We start from the raw sequence: 14,600 nt of genomic DNA, 5'->3' as shown, positions 1-14,600 counted from the left end.
GGGAAGCGGTGTGGCGTGGAGGGCGAGCGCGTTCACTGCGCCGTTTCGAGTTCCTGGTTCTGTGGATCCAGGTGGTGGGCCAGCGTGGCCAGAATGCCCAGCAGTGCGCCCACGGGCACCGCAGCGTAGGCCCACGACATTGAGATCTCCATGCTGGCAAAGGTCTGGAAGCGCACGCGCCAGACCAGGTCGATACCGAACCACAGCACAGTCGAAAAGAAAGCGATGTTCACGCCCGAGATGATTCGGCGCACGATGCGCCGCCAGACGCCCCGCGACAGGCGCAGCATCAGGTCCACCGAGACCAGCGCGCCCTTGCGCACGGCCACCGCCATGCCCAGCATCACGGTCCAGATCAGCAGCCGACGCATGGCCTCTTCGGTGAAGGTCGAGGGCTGAGAAAAGACGAAGCGCGTGACCACCTGCCACAGCCCCAGGCAGGCGATGACCGCCAGCAAGAAACAGGCGACGTGCAGGCAGGCGCCAGTAATCCAGCGGTCGAGCGTGAGGATGAAGGGTTTCATGGCGGCGAACACAGATCGGTGGAAAAGGGCGACAACAGACGAGAGGTGAACAACCGACGCTGTTACCAGAAAAGGGGGCTCAGTCAGCACCACCGCGGGTCCGGCTGCGCCGAACCCGCGGTGGTGCCCCCAGGGAGCTGAGGGCGCGCCGCAAGCGCGGCGGAAGAACTTACCGGACCGCCTGGATTGCAGCGATCTTGTCGGCGCCGAACTCTTTGGCGAAGTTGGCGTAGGCCGGTGCGACCGCCCGGCGGAAGCTCTCGCCGTTGACCTTCTCGATCACCTGCATGCCTTCGGCGCGCAGCTGGGCGATGCCGCTGGCCTCGTCGTCGTTCACTTTTTTGCGCTGGGCCGCTGCACCCTTCCTGGCAGCGGCGGTGAAGACGGCTTTGTCGGCGTCAGACAGCTTGTTCCACACCGCGGGCGACAGGATGAGCGCGGCAGGCGAATACACGTGGCCGGTCAGCGACAGGTGTTTTTGCACCTGAGAAAACTTGCTGGCCAGGATCACGGGAATCGGGTTTTCCTGACCATCGACGGTGCCTTGCTGCAGCGCGGTGAACAGCTCGGGGAAGGGCATCGGGGTTGGCAGGATGCCAAACGTCTTGTAGCCGTCCATGTGCACCTTGTTTTCCATGGTGCGCATCTTCAGGCCCGCAGCGTCTTCGGCGGTGTTTATCGGCCGCTTGCTGTTGGTCATGTGGCGGAAGCCGTTTTCGGTCCAGGCCAGGTTGATCAGGCCTTTGGCGGCCATCTTCTTCTGCAGGTCCTGGCCAATCGGGCCGTCCATAACCTTGCGCGCGTGGTCGTAGTCGCGGAACAGGAAGGGAATGTCCACGATGCGAACTTCAGGCACGAAGTTGCCCAGCGGGCCGGTGGAGGTGTTCACCAAGTCTTGCGTGCCCAGTTGCACCGCTTCGATCTGCTCGCGCTCACCGCCGAGTGCCGACGACGGGAATTGCTGGCACTTGAAGCGGCCCTGGGTGCCCTTTTCCATTTCTTCGCAGAACACGGTGGAGCCCACGCCGTAGTGCGAGGTGGCCGAGGTGGCGTAGCCGATCTTCAGGATGGTTTGGGCCTGTGCGCCGGTGGCGGCAGCGGCCAGCACGGCGGCCAGGGCGAGGGGTTTCAACAGAGCTTTCATCTCAGGTCTCCTAGGTGGTTTTGATGACGGAACGGGAACGGAACACTCAAAGACCGAGCCGCTGGCGCGCGGCTGGGTGGGTCACGGCTTCGGTGTGGTGTTGCACGTACTGGCGCAACACGCTGCCGAAATCGGGATCAGGGGACAGGCCCAGCGCGGCGGTACGCGGGCTCTCGAAGCGGGAAGGCCAAGCCTGCACAATTTTTTTCACCGCCGCATCGGGCTCATCCCGAATCAGCGACAGCACCTCGGGGCCGACCAGGTCCTGCAACGCCTGCAGCATCTGGCGCACGCTGACCGTGAGCGCCGGCAGGTTGATGGCGGTGCGGCCACCAAAGGCATCCCGGCTGGCCTCGGCCACGGTCAGGATGCCGGCGATGGTGTTGGCCGGCGAGGAAAGGGCCACTTCGGTGTCCCGGTCCACCGGGCACACGCTGGGCTGGCCGGCCAGCGGCTCGCGGAACAGGCCGGAGAGAAAGCTGGAGGCCGCGCCATTGGGCCGACCCGGGCGCACCGAGACCGTCATGAGCCGGGCGGCACGCCCGTCGATGAAGCCTTTTCGGGTGTAGTCGGCCACCAGCTGCTCGCAGACAAACTTGTGGATGCCGTAGCTGGACTGCGGCGTGGGCAGGGTGTCGTCGCGCACCACGGCGGGCAGAGGTACGGCGGCGTCGCTGCCGAAGACCGCCACCGAGCTGGAGAAGAAAAACAGGGGCGGCGGATGACCGGCGAGCGTTTGTGCGCGGCAGGCGTCAAGCAGGCGGCGCGTGGTGTCCAGGTTGGCGTGCAGGCCGAGGTCGAAGTTGGCCTCGCATTCGCCGGACACGGCGGAGGCCAGGTGGAACACCGCGTCCCAGCGTTGCGCCATGAGGGCGGGAATTTGCGCCAGCAGGTCACCGGTGTGGTGGCGCACGCTGGCGTCGGCCAGCAGCGCTGTGTCGCGCGGAGGCACCAGGTCGGCCAGCATCAGTTGGTGGATGGGTTGGCCGCGCAGCGTGCCTTGCTGCAGCAGGGTGCGGGCGAGTCGGTCGCCGAGGAAGCCGGCGCCGCCGGTGATGAGGATGTTCATGCGTGTGATTTCCGGGAGGCCTGGTAAAGGTGCAGCCAGTCCAGGCCTTCGCTGGTGCCGGCCTTGGGGCGGTATTCGCAGCCCACGAACCCACCGTAGCCGAGCGTGTCCAGCAGGTCGAACAGGTGGGGAAAGTTCACTTCGCCCCCATCGGGCTCGTGGCGGTCGGGCACACCCGCGATCTGCACATGGCCCACGCCGTCCAGGTGCTTCTGCAGGCGCTTGCTCAGGTCGCCTTCCATGATCTGGCAGTGGTAGAAGTCCATCTGCACTTTCAGGTTTGGCGCGCCGACCTCGGCGAGCACGTCGTGCGCGTGTTGCTGCAGGCTCAGGAAATAGCCCGGCATGTCGCGGCTGTTGATCGGCTCGATCATCAGACTCACGCCCAGCGGCGCCAGGCTGGCGGCGGCGTGGCGCAGGTTGTTCACATACGTGGCGTGGCAGGCGGCGGCACCGCTGCTTGCGGGCACCAGGCCGGCCATGGCGTGCACGCGGCGACAGCCGGTGGCTTCGATCCAGGGCAGGGCATGGTCCAGCGCGGCGGCGAACTCGGTCTCCCGCCCGGGGTGGCAGGCCATGCCGCGTTCACCGGCGGCCCAGTCACCCGGCGGCAGGTTGAACAGGGCTTGTGTGAGGCCGTGGTCTTTCAGGCGCGCGGTGATCTCGCCCGGCGCGTGTTCGTAGGGAAAGAGGTACTCCACCGCGTCGAAGCCGTCGCGCGCGGCCGCAGCAAAGCGGTCGAGGAACGGCACCTCGGTGTACATCATGGTCAGGTTGGCGGCGAAGCGGGGCATGCTGTGGCGGTGTTCCGTGTCACCAGGGGGTGTTGAATCGGGCCTGAAGTTCGCTGATCTGCGCTTGGGTCAGGGGTTCGGTGCGGCGCTCGGTCATCAGCCACAGGCGCGCGGTTTCTTCGAGTTCTTCGATTAACGCCATGGCGCTGGCCGGGCTGTCGTGCCACACGGTGGGGCCCAGGCGCTCCAGCATCACCGCGCGCAGAGGCCGATGCGCCTTGGCGATGAGCGCGGCCACATCGTCGGCCACGCTGGCGTCGCCCGGCACGCGGTAGGGCACCAGGGGTACATGGCCCACCTTCATGAGTTGATACGGCGTGAGCGGCGGCAAGATGTCGTCATGGCGCCATACGCCTTGCAGAGTGAGCGCCACAAGATGCGTGGAGTGCGTGTGCAGCACGCAGTGCGCAGCCGGTGCGGTGGCGTAGATGCGGCGGTGCAGGGTGAGCGTCTTGCTGGCGCGCTCACCGCCCAGGGCGCTGCCGTCTTGGCCCACCCAGGCCAGTTGTGCGGGGTCGAGAAAACCCAGGCAGGCGTCGGTGGGGGTGATGAGGAAGCCGCCGCCTTGCTCGGCCGTGAGGCGCACGCTGATGTTGCCGGCGGTGGAGTGCACCAGACCGCGCTGGAACAGGCTGGCGCCCACGCGGGCCACCTCGGCCCGCACGGTGTCTTGCGCGGTGGGTGCTGGCTGGCTCACAGCGCCACCCCCGCTTGCTGCAGCGCCTGGGCGAAGAAATCGACACCGCCGAAGTTGCCCGACTTGAGCGCCAGTTGCACCGCCTCGCTGCTGCCGGCCAGGGTGGCCTGTGTCCAGGGCACGCCCGGGCAGATGGGCGCGCCGATGCGCAGCTGCTGCACGCCCAGGGCCTGCACCACCGCGCCCGAGGTTTCGCCCCCGGCCACCACCAGGCGGCGCACGCCGGCCTGCACCAGGCCTTGGGCAATGCGGGCCAGCGCGTTTTCAACCAGCTCGCCAGCGGCCTGCACACCCAGCGCTTGCTGCACCGCGCGCACGCTCTCGGGTGCGGCGGTAGCGTAGACCAGCACCGGGCCTTGCGCCAGCGCCTGCGTGGCCTGGGCCAGCACCGTGTCGGCGCTTTGCCCGCCCTGGTGAAGTGCCAGCGGATCGATCTGCAAGGCGCTGCGGCCAGCGGCCAGCCACTGCGCGACCTGCGCGTTGGTGGCTTCTGAACACGAGCCCGAAACCACCGCGCCGGGGCCTTGCAGAGTGTCCAGATCGGCGGCGTTGGCCTTGGGCATGAACCAGCCGCGCCGCGCATACGCGGGCGGCAGGCCCAGCGCCACGCCCGACCCGGCGGTGATCAGGGGCAGCTCGGCGCAGGCCTCGGCCAGTGTGAGCAGGTGCTCGTTGCTCAGGGCATCGGCCACCGCGATCGCCACGCCGTCGGCCCGCAGCCGGGCCATGCGCGCCTGCGTGGCGGGCCCGCCGCCGTCGAGTGTGTCGTGGCGCAGCAGGCCCACCGTGTGGCTCGTCTGCGCCTGCAGCACGCGCACCAGGTTCGCGTCGGTCATGGGTGTGAGAGGGTGGTTGCGCATGCCCGAATCACTCAGCAGCGCATCGCCCACAAACAGGTGGCCGCGGAACACGGTGCGGCCGTTCTCCGGAAACGCGGGGCAGGCGATCGTGAAGTCGGTGCCGAGCGCGGCCATGAGCGCGGCGGTGACCGGGCCGATGTTGCCCTGCGGCGTGGAATCGAAGGTGGAGCAGTATTTGAAATAGGTCTGCCGCGCGCCCGCGGCGCGCAAGGCGGCCAGCGCGGTGAGGCTCTGCGCCACCGCGTCGGCCGGGGCCACGGTGCGCGTCTTGAGCGCGACCACCACCGCGTCGGCCTGCGGCAAGCCGTCGTGGGGCACGCCGAGCACCTGCACCGTGTGCATGCCGGCGCGCACCAGCATGCTGGCCACGTCGGTGGCGCCGGTGAAGTCGTCTGCGATGACGCCGAGGATCATACCGGCGCCTGTGCCGTGGGTGCGGGCGAAGGCAGCTCGATGCCAGCCAGTTGGGCGTAGTACTTCACCACGGCCGAGTCGTCTTCAGCGCCCAGGCCCATGGCCGCGGTGGACAGGTAGAGCTGGTGCGCGGCGGCGGCCAGCGGCAGCGGAAACTTGAGCTGGCGCGCGGCGTCGAGCACGATGCCCAGGTCCTTGATGAAGATGTTCACCGCCGAGAGCGGCGTGTAGTCGCCGTCGAGGATGTGCGGCACGCGGTTCTCGAACATCCAGCTCATGCCGGCGGAATTGCAGATCACCTCGTACAGTTGGCGCGGCTCGGCACCGGCGCGCATGCCCAGGGCCATGGCTTCGCAGGCGGTGGCAATGTGCACACCCGCCAGGTGCTGGTTGACCATCTTCACGGTGGAGCCCACGCCGGCCTTGTCGCCCAGGCGGTAGACCTTGCCGGCAAAGGCCTCGAGCACGCTGCCGGCGGCGGCGAAGGCTTCGGGCTGACCCGAGGCCATCACCGTCATCTGCCCAGCCGCGGCTTTTTTCGCACCACCCGACACCGGGCCGTCGATCAGCCAGTGGCCGGTGGCCAGCAGGCGCTGTTCCCACACCGGGGGCAGGGCAGGGTCGACGGTGGCCGAGCACACCACCACGCCGCCTTGCTTCAGGGTCGAGGCCACGCCTTGCGCGCCGAACAGCACGTCTTCGGTCTGCGCCGCGTTGACCACCAGCACCAGAACCACGTCGCAGTGGCCGGCCAGTTCGGCCACGCTGGCGGTGGCGCGGCCGCCCGCTCGTTCAAAAGCTGCGCGGGCTTCGGCGCGCGGGTCGCAACCCCAGGTGGTCACGCCCTGGCGCAAGGCCGAGAGCGCGGCACCCATGCCCATGGAGCCCAGGCCGACGACGCCGAGTGTTTTGGTGGAATCGTTGCTCATGAAGAAGAACCGGGTGAAGAGGGAGCAAGCATCGCCCCGAGGGCGCGGCGTATGGGAGGGGCAGCGTTGTGCAGGCGGTGGACCGCGTTGTTCATGTGGCGCATGGCAGCCTCGCGCGCGGCGGTGGCGTCACCGCGCATCACGGCTTCGGCGATAGCGCGGTGTTCTTCGCGCACCTCCACCATGTAGCCGCTGTCGAGCGCTTCGTTGGTGCGCGTCACGTTCATGGCCTCGCGCTGGTACTGCTCCAGGAAGCCCAGCAGACGCTCGTAGTGCGGGTTCTCGGTGGCGCGTGCAATGGTGCGGTGAAAAGCGAGGTCGGCTTCCACGCCTTCTGCCCCCTGGGGCGGGCAGGCCTCCAAGTGGGCCAGCGCCTGCGAAATGGACAGCGCCTTCTCGGAGGTCATTCGTTGCGCGGCGAGTGCTGCCACGTCGGCTTCGAGCCCGCGACGAACTTCCACCACCTGCAGCACGCTTTCCATGGAAGTGAACACCATGGGGTCAAAGGTCAGGGCGCGTGCCTGGTGCCGGGGCGCCACAAACACACCGGAGCCCTGACGCGAGGTGAGAAGTCCGATGGACTTGAGCCGGCTCACCGCTTCGCGCACAACGGTGCGCGACACACCGAACAGCTCGGACAGACGCTGTTCTGTGGGCAGGCGCTCGTCGGGCGCCAACTCCCCCGACTCGATGCGCTGCAAGAGCAGGCCGGCGAGTTTGTCGGTGAGGCGCTCAGGCGCCTGCAGGGCGTCGCTCATGCCTGGAGGAAGGTCGTTTGATGTCTAGTCATATGATCATCATACAAATAATGAGGGGGTTTTCCCTCGTGGTTTTCCCTGCATCGTTGACGAGGCATGTCCGAGATTTTGTGTAAATGGTCCGGATTTCATTGGGTGGAAAAGCAAAGCACCGCCTGCCTGGCTGAAGGGCACTTAGCCCAACTCGTCCAGAATGACCAGGTCCAGACGCGTCAGCGCCAGTGGGATGCGCCCGGCCTTACCCTCACGCTTTTCGCGCTCCAGCTCGTTGACCAGATCGACCGTGGAATAGAAACGCACCCGCTGCCCTTGGGCGCAATGCCGGCAACGCCAATGGCAGTCGCCAGGTCCGTCTTGCCCGTGCCCGGACCGCCAATGAGTACCGCGTTCTGTGCTGCATCGGTGAACGCCAGCGTGCTCAGTTGCCGTACCAGCTTTTGATCCAACGTGGAGGCCTCGAAGTCAAAGCCGGCAAGGTCCCGATTCAGCGGAAACCTGGCGGCCTTCATCTGGTGGCGCACCGAAGCAAAGGCCCGGTGCGCATGTTCAGCCTGCAGCAGGTGCTCGATCAACCAGCGCGAGGTTTGTACGCCCACATCGCTTGAGCCCCCTTTCGGCGTCGTCAACTCGGCCGCAGGCATGCGGACATGCCGCCCAGGCGCAGTTCTTGAGTTCGGCGGCACTATCACGCATGGCTCACGCCCTCCAAGGCGTCGCCACACAGGCTGTCATAGCGCCCGGTGTTGGCGATCGGCGCTTCCTTGAGCGCCAGGCTGATTTGCACATCCGGCGGTGGTGGCGGCGCTCTCAGGCGCGCCAGCCCATTGAGCACGTGCACGGTGCTCAGCGCCCCCGACTCGATCACCAGATCCACCGCCACCAGCACCGCTCCAGCCCGTGGCTGGCCACACAGTTGAGCACCTGTGCCATGGTCCTGTCGCCCTCCGCATGGCGCATCAGCCCCTGGCGCAGGCGCTGCAAGGGCGCCGGCATGTCGGCAAAGGGTGCGCCGTTTCTCAGCGCCCAGGGCATGCGCTGGATCAGCGCGATGTAGTGCTGCCAGTCGTAGCAGATGTGCCCCCGGGTGGGTATGGGCGTCAAACAGCATCTCGTGTCCCTAGCTGGGGTAGGCCACCAGCCAGAACGCGCGGCTGGCACACAACTTCATGTGCGAGACCTGCAGCCGGTGGGTGTAGCCGCCCTCTTAGCCACTCGCTTTGATCTGGGCAAACAAGGCCATCCCTGTGCGCCGGTCCTGCTTGGGGCGTTGTGCATCGGCCTTGAGCGCGCACAACATTTCCATGGTGATCACCTTCTGTTTCCCCTGCCCAAAATTTAGGCAGGGTCAGTAAAACACCTGGGTCAGTTTTGAGTCGGCACAGTGCCCTCAAGTGGTGTTTTGACACTTTTTCAAAACTTTGATCCCACAGAGAAAACTTGAGCGCGGGCACTTTTTATTTTTACGGTCACTGGAAAAACAGTTCAGCAGCCGTTCACCTGGTCCTCACCCCGTGACGGCGCAGCGTGTGCGATTTGACCCACCGGGTTTTGCCGCACACGCACGAGCGCGCATATGCCTACTGGGGCTCATGCTGTTCAGCGCCACAGACGCCTGGCCGTCCACCCCAGTGCCTTCCAGACGGCATGCGAGGGCAGCATGAAATGGGCAATGGCGCCCGATGATCAGCCTGCCGGCGTGTCAACCTGCGGTGGCGGCGGATTTGCCACAACGGCGAGCCCATGAACACGCCTGGATGAAGCCCGGCCCGATCACGTGGCCTGCAAGGGCGCACGTCGGGGCTGGCTGTACCGGTCAGTCTTCCGAGGGCGCCGCCGTGGGGTTGGCCACAAAAGACTCGCCCGACACGGCCGCTTCCGCGGCCAGCCAGTCGTCGAGGTCGTTGCCATCCACACCACCACGGTTTTCGTAGAGGGCGTAGGCCACTTCGCGGATACGCGCCTCGCGGGATGGGGTGACCCCGTTTTCACCGGTCAGCGACGGGTCGTCTGCTCTCGCCTCCGCCGCGGGCGACGGCTTCTTGGTCGATGCGCGCTTGCGCACCTCACTTCCCTGGGACGGTGTCATGTCTGCGCTCCTTGAAATTTCTGAGGTCTGTTGATGCGCTGCACCCTCAAGAGCCCACCGCATCGGGACAGGCTAAAGGATGCGTCTGCTGGGGTATTGAGCGCACTCAATGCAAACGGTCCCCAGACCCTTTGGGCAGCATGGAGCGTCAAGCCACCGGCCCCGCCCGACCGGCAGTGGCCGCCGCCACAAGGCAGAGAGGCCGCACAGGCCCCTGCGCGCTGGCTTCCCGGCCCATGCAGCCGCATGTGGGCCTTGGGCCCGTTTCACGCCCCGCGGGGCGGTTCAATTGCAGAGTGGGCAGCCTACTTTCAAGGGTGCGGCTGCGGCACCACGGCAGCTGCAAGGTGGCTCACAGGCCAGGTGAAGGGCCGTGATTCAGCCCCTGCGCTGGACGATCTGAGGCGGATTACGCGGTTGCGTTGTCGGCCGATGCCGCTTGTGGTGAGTGCCGGTGCACATGCGCCGTTGGCTGCGACGGTCGGCATTGCATCCAGACCGCGCGTGCGCTGGATTCGCACCGACCGCACAGGGTGGCCACGCCCATGTCGATCTGGATGTCGTCAAAGCTCATGCCGCAGCGCGCGGCCTGGGCGATGGTTTTGTCGTTCACGCGGCGGCAGACACAGACGATCATGGTGGGATCTCGTTAAGGTTTACTCATGTGAATGATAATCGATATCATTCATATAATGCAAGTCCTTGATGTATTCATCGCCTGGTGCCGACGGGCGGTCAGCTGATATCGCCCATCTGGCTCTGCAGGTAGTTGGGCAGGCCCACTTTTTCGATCAGCTCCAGCTGGGTTTCGAGGAAGTCGACGTGCTCCTCGGTATCGTCGAGGATCTTCAAGAGCAGGTCGCGCGAAATGTAGTCGCGCACCGACTCGCAGTAAGCGATGCCGTCTTTGATGGTGGCCTGCGCGCCGCGCTCCAGCGCGAGGTCGCTGCCCAGCAGTTCCGGCACGTCTTCGCCGATGTTGAGCTTGCCCAGGTCTTGCAGGTTGGGCAGGCCGTCCAGCATGAAGATGCGGTCCATGAGCGCGTCGGCGTGCTTCATCTCACCAATGGATTCGTCGTATTCCTTTTTGGCGAGCTTGTCGAAACCCCAGTGCTTGAGCATGCGGTAATGCACGAAGTATTGGTTGATGGCGGTGAGCTCGTTTTTGAGCTGGGCCTGCAGGTGGCCAATGGCCGTTTGATCGCCTTTCATGGGGGCGTCCTTTCGATGGTTAAGGGTTGCGGGTTGGGTTGATTGCTGGATGGTATCGGGTTGTGCAGTCTTACGGGGTCAGCACCACCGGCTCGAGCGCGTCTGATGCGCCACGGATGCGTCCGATGACGGCGGTGTGCGGGTAGCCTGCCGTTTGCAGGGCTTGCACGCAGGCGGCGGCCCGGTCGGCCGGCACGGTGGCCAGCAGGCCGCCGGCGGTTTGCGGGTCAAACAACAGCGGGTAGTGTGGGTCTTGCACAAAGGCTTCGGCGTTGCGCAGCGCGCGGCGCAGGCGCACATTGGCCGGCTGCAAGGAGCTGACGATACCGGCCTGGACGCATGCCACCGCGCCATCCAGCACGGGCAGGGCCCTCAGTTGCAGTTCGGCGTCCACGCCCGAGGGGCGGGTCATTTCCACCAGGTGCCCGAGCAGGCCGAAGCCGGTCAGGTCGGTGCAGGCGGTGGCACCAAAGGCGCGCAGCACCTGGGCACCCGCCTGGTTGGAGACCAACATGGATTGCAGGGCGGCGTCGATCCAGCGGCCTTTGGCGGCGTGCTGCGCGTGGGCCGCAAACAGCGTGCCGGTGCCGATCGGCTTGGTCAAGAGCAAGACATCGCCAGGGCGCATGCCGCCTTTGCGCATCACGCCGCTCATGTCCTCGTCCATGAGTCCGTTCACGGCAAAGCCCAGCGCCAGTTCGCGCCCTTCGCCGGTGTGGCCGCCCACCAGGCTGCAACCGGCGGCGTTGAGCACCTCGACCGCGCCAGTCATCATTTGCAGCAGCAGGTCTTCCACCTTGGCTTCCAGGCCCGGCGGCACGGTGGCGATGGCCGTGGCCGATTGCGCTTCAGCGCCCATGGCGAAGATGTCGCCGAGGGCGTGGGTGGCCGCCACCTTGCCAAACAGGTAGGGGTCGTCGATGAAGCTGCGGAAGAAGTCCACGGTGTGCACCATGGCCTTGCCCGGGGGCACGCGCACCACGGCAGCGTCGTCGGGTGAGTGCAGGCCAATCAGCACGTCGTCGCGCTGTACCGGCTGCAGGCTGCCCAGCGCGCGGGTCAGGATGCTGGCGCCCACCTTGGCGCCGCAGCCGCCGCAGCGCATGGCAAGGGCCGAAATAGCCTGGCGCGATTCTTCGGCGCTCAGCGCCAGGCTGCTGGCGGGCGCCGCTGCGCGCGGGCTGCCCTGCGCCATGGCCGGGAGCTCGTTGAATTTGCGCATGAAGCGGCGGTCGATGCTGTCTTTCCAGCGCCAGACCCAGGCACCAGCAAAACCCAGGCGCCCACGCGAGGCCACGGCAAACCGGTCACCGGTCGAAATGAGCGCCAGCCAGTTGCGTTGTGGCCGGTAGACCACCAGAGGTTGGCCGCGCAAACTGAGCCGCAGGTTTTTTGCCAGCGGCGGTCCCATGCGAACGGCAAACACGCCAGCTTTTTCCAGGGGGCGCGCGGTGAACGAAGCCACGTCGCCTGCCGCAAAAATCTTCGGATCCTCCAGCGTCTCCAACCGGTCGTTGACTTTGATGAAACCGTGTTCATCGAGCGCCAGGCCGGTGCTCTGCAGCCAGACCGGGCCGCCGGCCTGCGTGACCCACAGGGTTTCGTCGGCGTCGAAGGTGCGGCCGTCCTGCGTGTGCAGGCAGCCGGGCGAGACCTGCGTCACCTCGGCGCGGGTGTGCACGGCCACGTGGCGCTCTTTCAGTACGCGGGCAAAGCGCGCACACACCGACGGGTTGTGCGTCGGCAGGAGGGTGTCGGCCGCCGTGAGCACCACAAAGTGCAGCAGGTCGGGGTTGCGGCCGAGCTGCTGCAGCTCGTTGCGCAGCCGGAACTGCATGGAGAGCACCAGTTCCACGCCGCCGGCGCCACCGCCCACCACCGCGATCGTGAAGCGACTGTGCAGCTCACGCACGCGCGCCAGCAGGGTCAGCCAACGCAGGTTGAACTGCGCAATGGGTTTGACCGGCACCGCGTGCGCCTGAGCGCCCTTCACCTGGCGCACATTGGGTGTGGAGCCGGTGTTGATGGACAGCAGGTCGTAGGGCAGTGCGGGCCTGTCTTTCAGCAGCACGCGCTGTTGGGTGCGGTCCAGGCCGGTGACTTCGCCGCGAATGAAGCGCGCGCCCGCAAAGGCCGCCAGACGGCCCAGGTCGATGTGCACGTCGTCAAAGCTGTAGTGGCCCGAAATGTAGCCCGGGAGCATGCCGGAATACGGCGTGTCCACATCGGTACAAATGAGGGTGATGCGCAGGCCCGGCTCGGGCTGCATGGCCAGCATGCGCAGCACGACGACGTGGCTGTGGCCGCCGCCGACGAGCACCAGGTCGCGCAGGACGGGTTGTTCAGAAACTTGCATGGGAATCCGTGTGAGGCTGTTCCCCGGATCATAGAGGCGGGGCAGCGCGCGCTGGCGTACAGGGCCATGACAGGCCCGCCGTGGGGCCGGTTTTGGTGCCGCGCTCAGCTCAGTAGTGTGGGCTGGAAGCGGTCGGCCCGGTCCACCAGGCTGCGCATCTGGTCGGCCGCGTGGATGGTGACCGCGTGGGGCGTGTAGCCCGGCCGGGGTGAAATGTAGTCGGCCATTTCACGGGCCAGTGCCTGCTGGCTGGGCGGTGCGTTGGCCAGCAGCGCAATCACCATGTTTTCGAGGGCGATCACGCGCACGCGCAACTGCACCAGCTCGGCGTTGGTCAGGGCGGGCTCGTCCTTGGCTGGCTGCGCGGTGGGGTTGGGGGGCAATGGCGCGGTCATGGCGGTCTCCTGCTGAGGGGCGCGCGGTGCGCACCTGGGTCATTGTGGAATCGTTTGCTGCCGATGCCAACCGGGTCTGCCCGCACAGTTTTAAAACAGCACGCGGCTGCGCAGGGTGCCGGGCACACCCGCCAGCTCGGCCAGCGCCAGCTCGGAGTGCGCGGCGTCGATGTCCATCACCACGTAGCCCACGTCTTCGCGCGTTTGCAGGTACTGCGCCGAGATGTTGATGTGGTGGTCTGAAAAAATACGGTTGATGCTGGAGAGCACGCCGGGCACGTTGCGGTGGATGTGCAGCAGGCGGTGTTTGCCGGGGTGCGCGGGCAGGGCCACTTCGGGGAAGTTCACGGCCGAGGTGGAGGTGCCGTTGTCGCTGTACTTGACCAGTTTTTCCGCCACCTCAATGCCGATGTTTTCCTGCGCCTCCAGCGTGGAGCCACCGATGTGCGGTGTGAGGATCACGTTGTCCAGCCCGCGCAGCGGCGATTCGAAGGTGTCTTTGTTGCTGTGCGGCTCTTCGGGAAACACGTCGATGGCAGCGCCCAGCAGAGCCTGCTTCTTCAGCGCGTCGGCCAGCGCATCCACATCCACCACCGTTCCGCGCGAGGCGTTGATCAACACGGCGCTGGGTTTCATGCGTGCGATTTGCGCCGCACCGATCATCCATTGGGTGGCCGGTGTTTCGGGCACATGCAGGCTCACCACGTCGGCCGTGGCCATCAGCTCGTCCAGGCTGGTGAGCGGGCGGGCGTTGCCCAGCGGCAGCTTGGTGGCGGTGTCAAAAAACACCACGTTCATGCCCAGCGCTTCCGCCAGCACCGAAAGTTGCGTGCCGATGGCGCCATAGCCGACGATGCCCAGCGTCTTGCCGCGGATCTCGTAGGAATGGCTGGCCGATTTCAACCAGCCGCCGCGGTGCGCCACGGCGTTCTTTTCGGGTATGCCGCGCATCAGCAAAATCGCCTCGGCCAGCACCAGCTCGGCCACCGAGCGGGTATTGGAAAACGGCGCGTTGAACACCGCGATGCCGCGCTCGCGCGCCGCGGCCAGGTCCACCTGGTTGGTGCCGATGCAAAAGCAGCCGACCGCAGCGAGGCGGTGGGCGTGGCTCAGCACCTCGGCGGTGAGCTGGGTGCGCGAGCGGATGCCCACAAAATGCGCGTCGGCGATCTTGGCCTTGAGCTCGTCGTCGGGCAGGGCGCCGGGCAGGCTTTCGATCTGGCTGTAGCCCGCCGCGCGCAGCACGTCGATGGCCGACGGGTGGATGCCTTCGAGCAACAGGAAGCGGATCTTGTGCTTGTCGGTCGATGTTTTGGGGGCGGGTGGGGCTGTGGGCAGGAGGCTCTGGTTCATAGTTGACAA

Annotated in this window: 14 protein-coding genes and 2 pseudogenes; all 16 read right to left on the bottom strand. The window is 66.4% G+C overall.

Annotation, left to right across the window (positions count from 1 at the left end):
• Positions 1-32: 32 nt before the first annotated feature.
• The 16 genes and pseudogenes from AC4QBL_RS14165 to serA all read right to left on the bottom strand — a co-directional run bounded on the left by AC4QBL_RS14165 (position 33) and on the right by serA (position 14,591).
• Positions 33-524: a TRAP transporter small permease gene (locus AC4QBL_RS14165; protein ID WP_305336008.1), complete on the bottom strand. Its 492-nt coding sequence runs from the start codon at positions 522-524 to the stop codon at positions 33-35.
• A 169-nt stretch (positions 525-693) separates the two neighbouring features.
• On the bottom strand, positions 694-1,668 hold the full coding sequence (locus AC4QBL_RS14160; RefSeq protein ID WP_305336009.1) for a TRAP transporter substrate-binding protein: 975 nt from the start codon (positions 1,666-1,668) through the stop codon (positions 694-696).
• 46 nt (positions 1,669-1,714) lie between these two features.
• A complete protein-coding gene (gene denD, locus AC4QBL_RS14155) occupies positions 1,715-2,737 on the bottom strand; it encodes a D-erythronate dehydrogenase (protein WP_305336010.1) in 1,023 nt (340 codons plus the stop codon).
• Positions 2,734-3,531, bottom strand: coding sequence for a 2-oxo-tetronate isomerase (otnI, locus tag AC4QBL_RS14150; protein ID WP_472908062.1), 798 nt, complete (start codon positions 3,529-3,531; stop codon positions 2,734-2,736). The genes denD and otnI overlap by 4 nt, the downstream gene beginning before the upstream one ends.
• Positions 3,532-3,550: 19 nt before the next feature.
• Positions 3,551-4,228, bottom strand: coding sequence for a class II aldolase/adducin family protein (locus AC4QBL_RS14145; RefSeq protein WP_472908061.1), 678 nt, complete (start codon positions 4,226-4,228; stop codon positions 3,551-3,553).
• A complete protein-coding gene (gene otnK / locus AC4QBL_RS14140; RefSeq protein ID WP_472908060.1) occupies positions 4,225-5,502 on the bottom strand; it encodes a 3-oxo-tetronate kinase in 1,278 nt (425 codons plus the stop codon). The genes AC4QBL_RS14145 and otnK overlap by 4 nt, the downstream gene beginning before the upstream one ends.
• A complete protein-coding gene (gene ltnD, locus AC4QBL_RS14135) occupies positions 5,499-6,431 on the bottom strand; it encodes an L-threonate dehydrogenase (protein WP_472908059.1) in 933 nt (310 codons plus the stop codon). Before ltnD ends, otnK begins: the two co-directional genes overlap by 4 nt.
• On the bottom strand, positions 6,428-7,189 hold the full coding sequence (locus AC4QBL_RS14130; RefSeq protein ID WP_472908058.1) for a FadR/GntR family transcriptional regulator: 762 nt from the start codon (positions 7,187-7,189) through the stop codon (positions 6,428-6,430). The genes ltnD and AC4QBL_RS14130 overlap by 4 nt, the downstream gene beginning before the upstream one ends.
• Positions 7,190-7,366: 177 nt before the next feature.
• A pseudogene (locus AC4QBL_RS14125) lies at positions 7,367-7,882 on the bottom strand (ATP-binding protein); the annotation flags it as partial.
• Positions 7,875-8,269 (bottom strand): annotated as a pseudogene (locus tag AC4QBL_RS14120) (IS21 family transposase); the annotation flags it as partial. The pseudogenes AC4QBL_RS14125 and AC4QBL_RS14120, both read right to left, overlap by 8 nt.
• 733 nt (positions 8,270-9,002) lie before the next feature.
• Complete coding sequence (locus tag AC4QBL_RS14115; protein WP_305334179.1) at positions 9,003-9,275, bottom strand: DUF2934 domain-containing protein; 273 nt, start codon at positions 9,273-9,275, stop codon at positions 9,003-9,005.
• A 409-nt stretch (positions 9,276-9,684) separates the two neighbouring features.
• Positions 9,685-9,912 (bottom strand): (2Fe-2S)-binding protein, encoded by a 228-nt coding sequence (locus AC4QBL_RS14110; protein ID WP_304834885.1) that lies wholly within the window; start codon positions 9,910-9,912, stop codon positions 9,685-9,687.
• A 98-nt stretch (positions 9,913-10,010) separates the two neighbouring features.
• The gene (gene bfr / locus AC4QBL_RS14105; protein ID WP_304834883.1) at positions 10,011-10,487 is read right to left on the bottom strand and encodes a bacterioferritin; all 477 of its coding nucleotides are present in this window, start codon (positions 10,485-10,487) and stop codon (positions 10,011-10,013) included.
• Positions 10,488-10,557: 70 nt separating this feature from the next.
• Positions 10,558-12,843, bottom strand: a complete 2,286-nt coding sequence (selD, locus tag AC4QBL_RS14100) for a selenide, water dikinase SelD (RefSeq protein WP_472908057.1) — start codon at positions 12,841-12,843, stop codon at positions 10,558-10,560.
• 104 nt (positions 12,844-12,947) lie between these two features.
• The gene (locus AC4QBL_RS14095; protein ID WP_472902119.1) at positions 12,948-13,238 is read right to left on the bottom strand and encodes a hypothetical protein; all 291 of its coding nucleotides are present in this window, start codon (positions 13,236-13,238) and stop codon (positions 12,948-12,950) included.
• A gap of 90 nt (positions 13,239-13,328) precedes the next feature.
• Positions 13,329-14,591 carry a phosphoglycerate dehydrogenase gene (gene serA, locus AC4QBL_RS14090; protein ID WP_472902118.1) on the bottom strand — a complete coding sequence of 421 codons (1,263 nt, stop codon included), beginning with the start codon at positions 14,589-14,591 and terminating at the stop codon, positions 13,329-13,331.
• Between the last annotated feature and the right edge of the window lie 9 nt (positions 14,592-14,600).

This window comes from Hydrogenophaga sp. L99 (assembly GCF_058731905.1).
The sequence above is the reverse complement of the archived record's forward strand: the minus strand, read 5'-3'. Positions and strand labels throughout refer to the sequence as shown.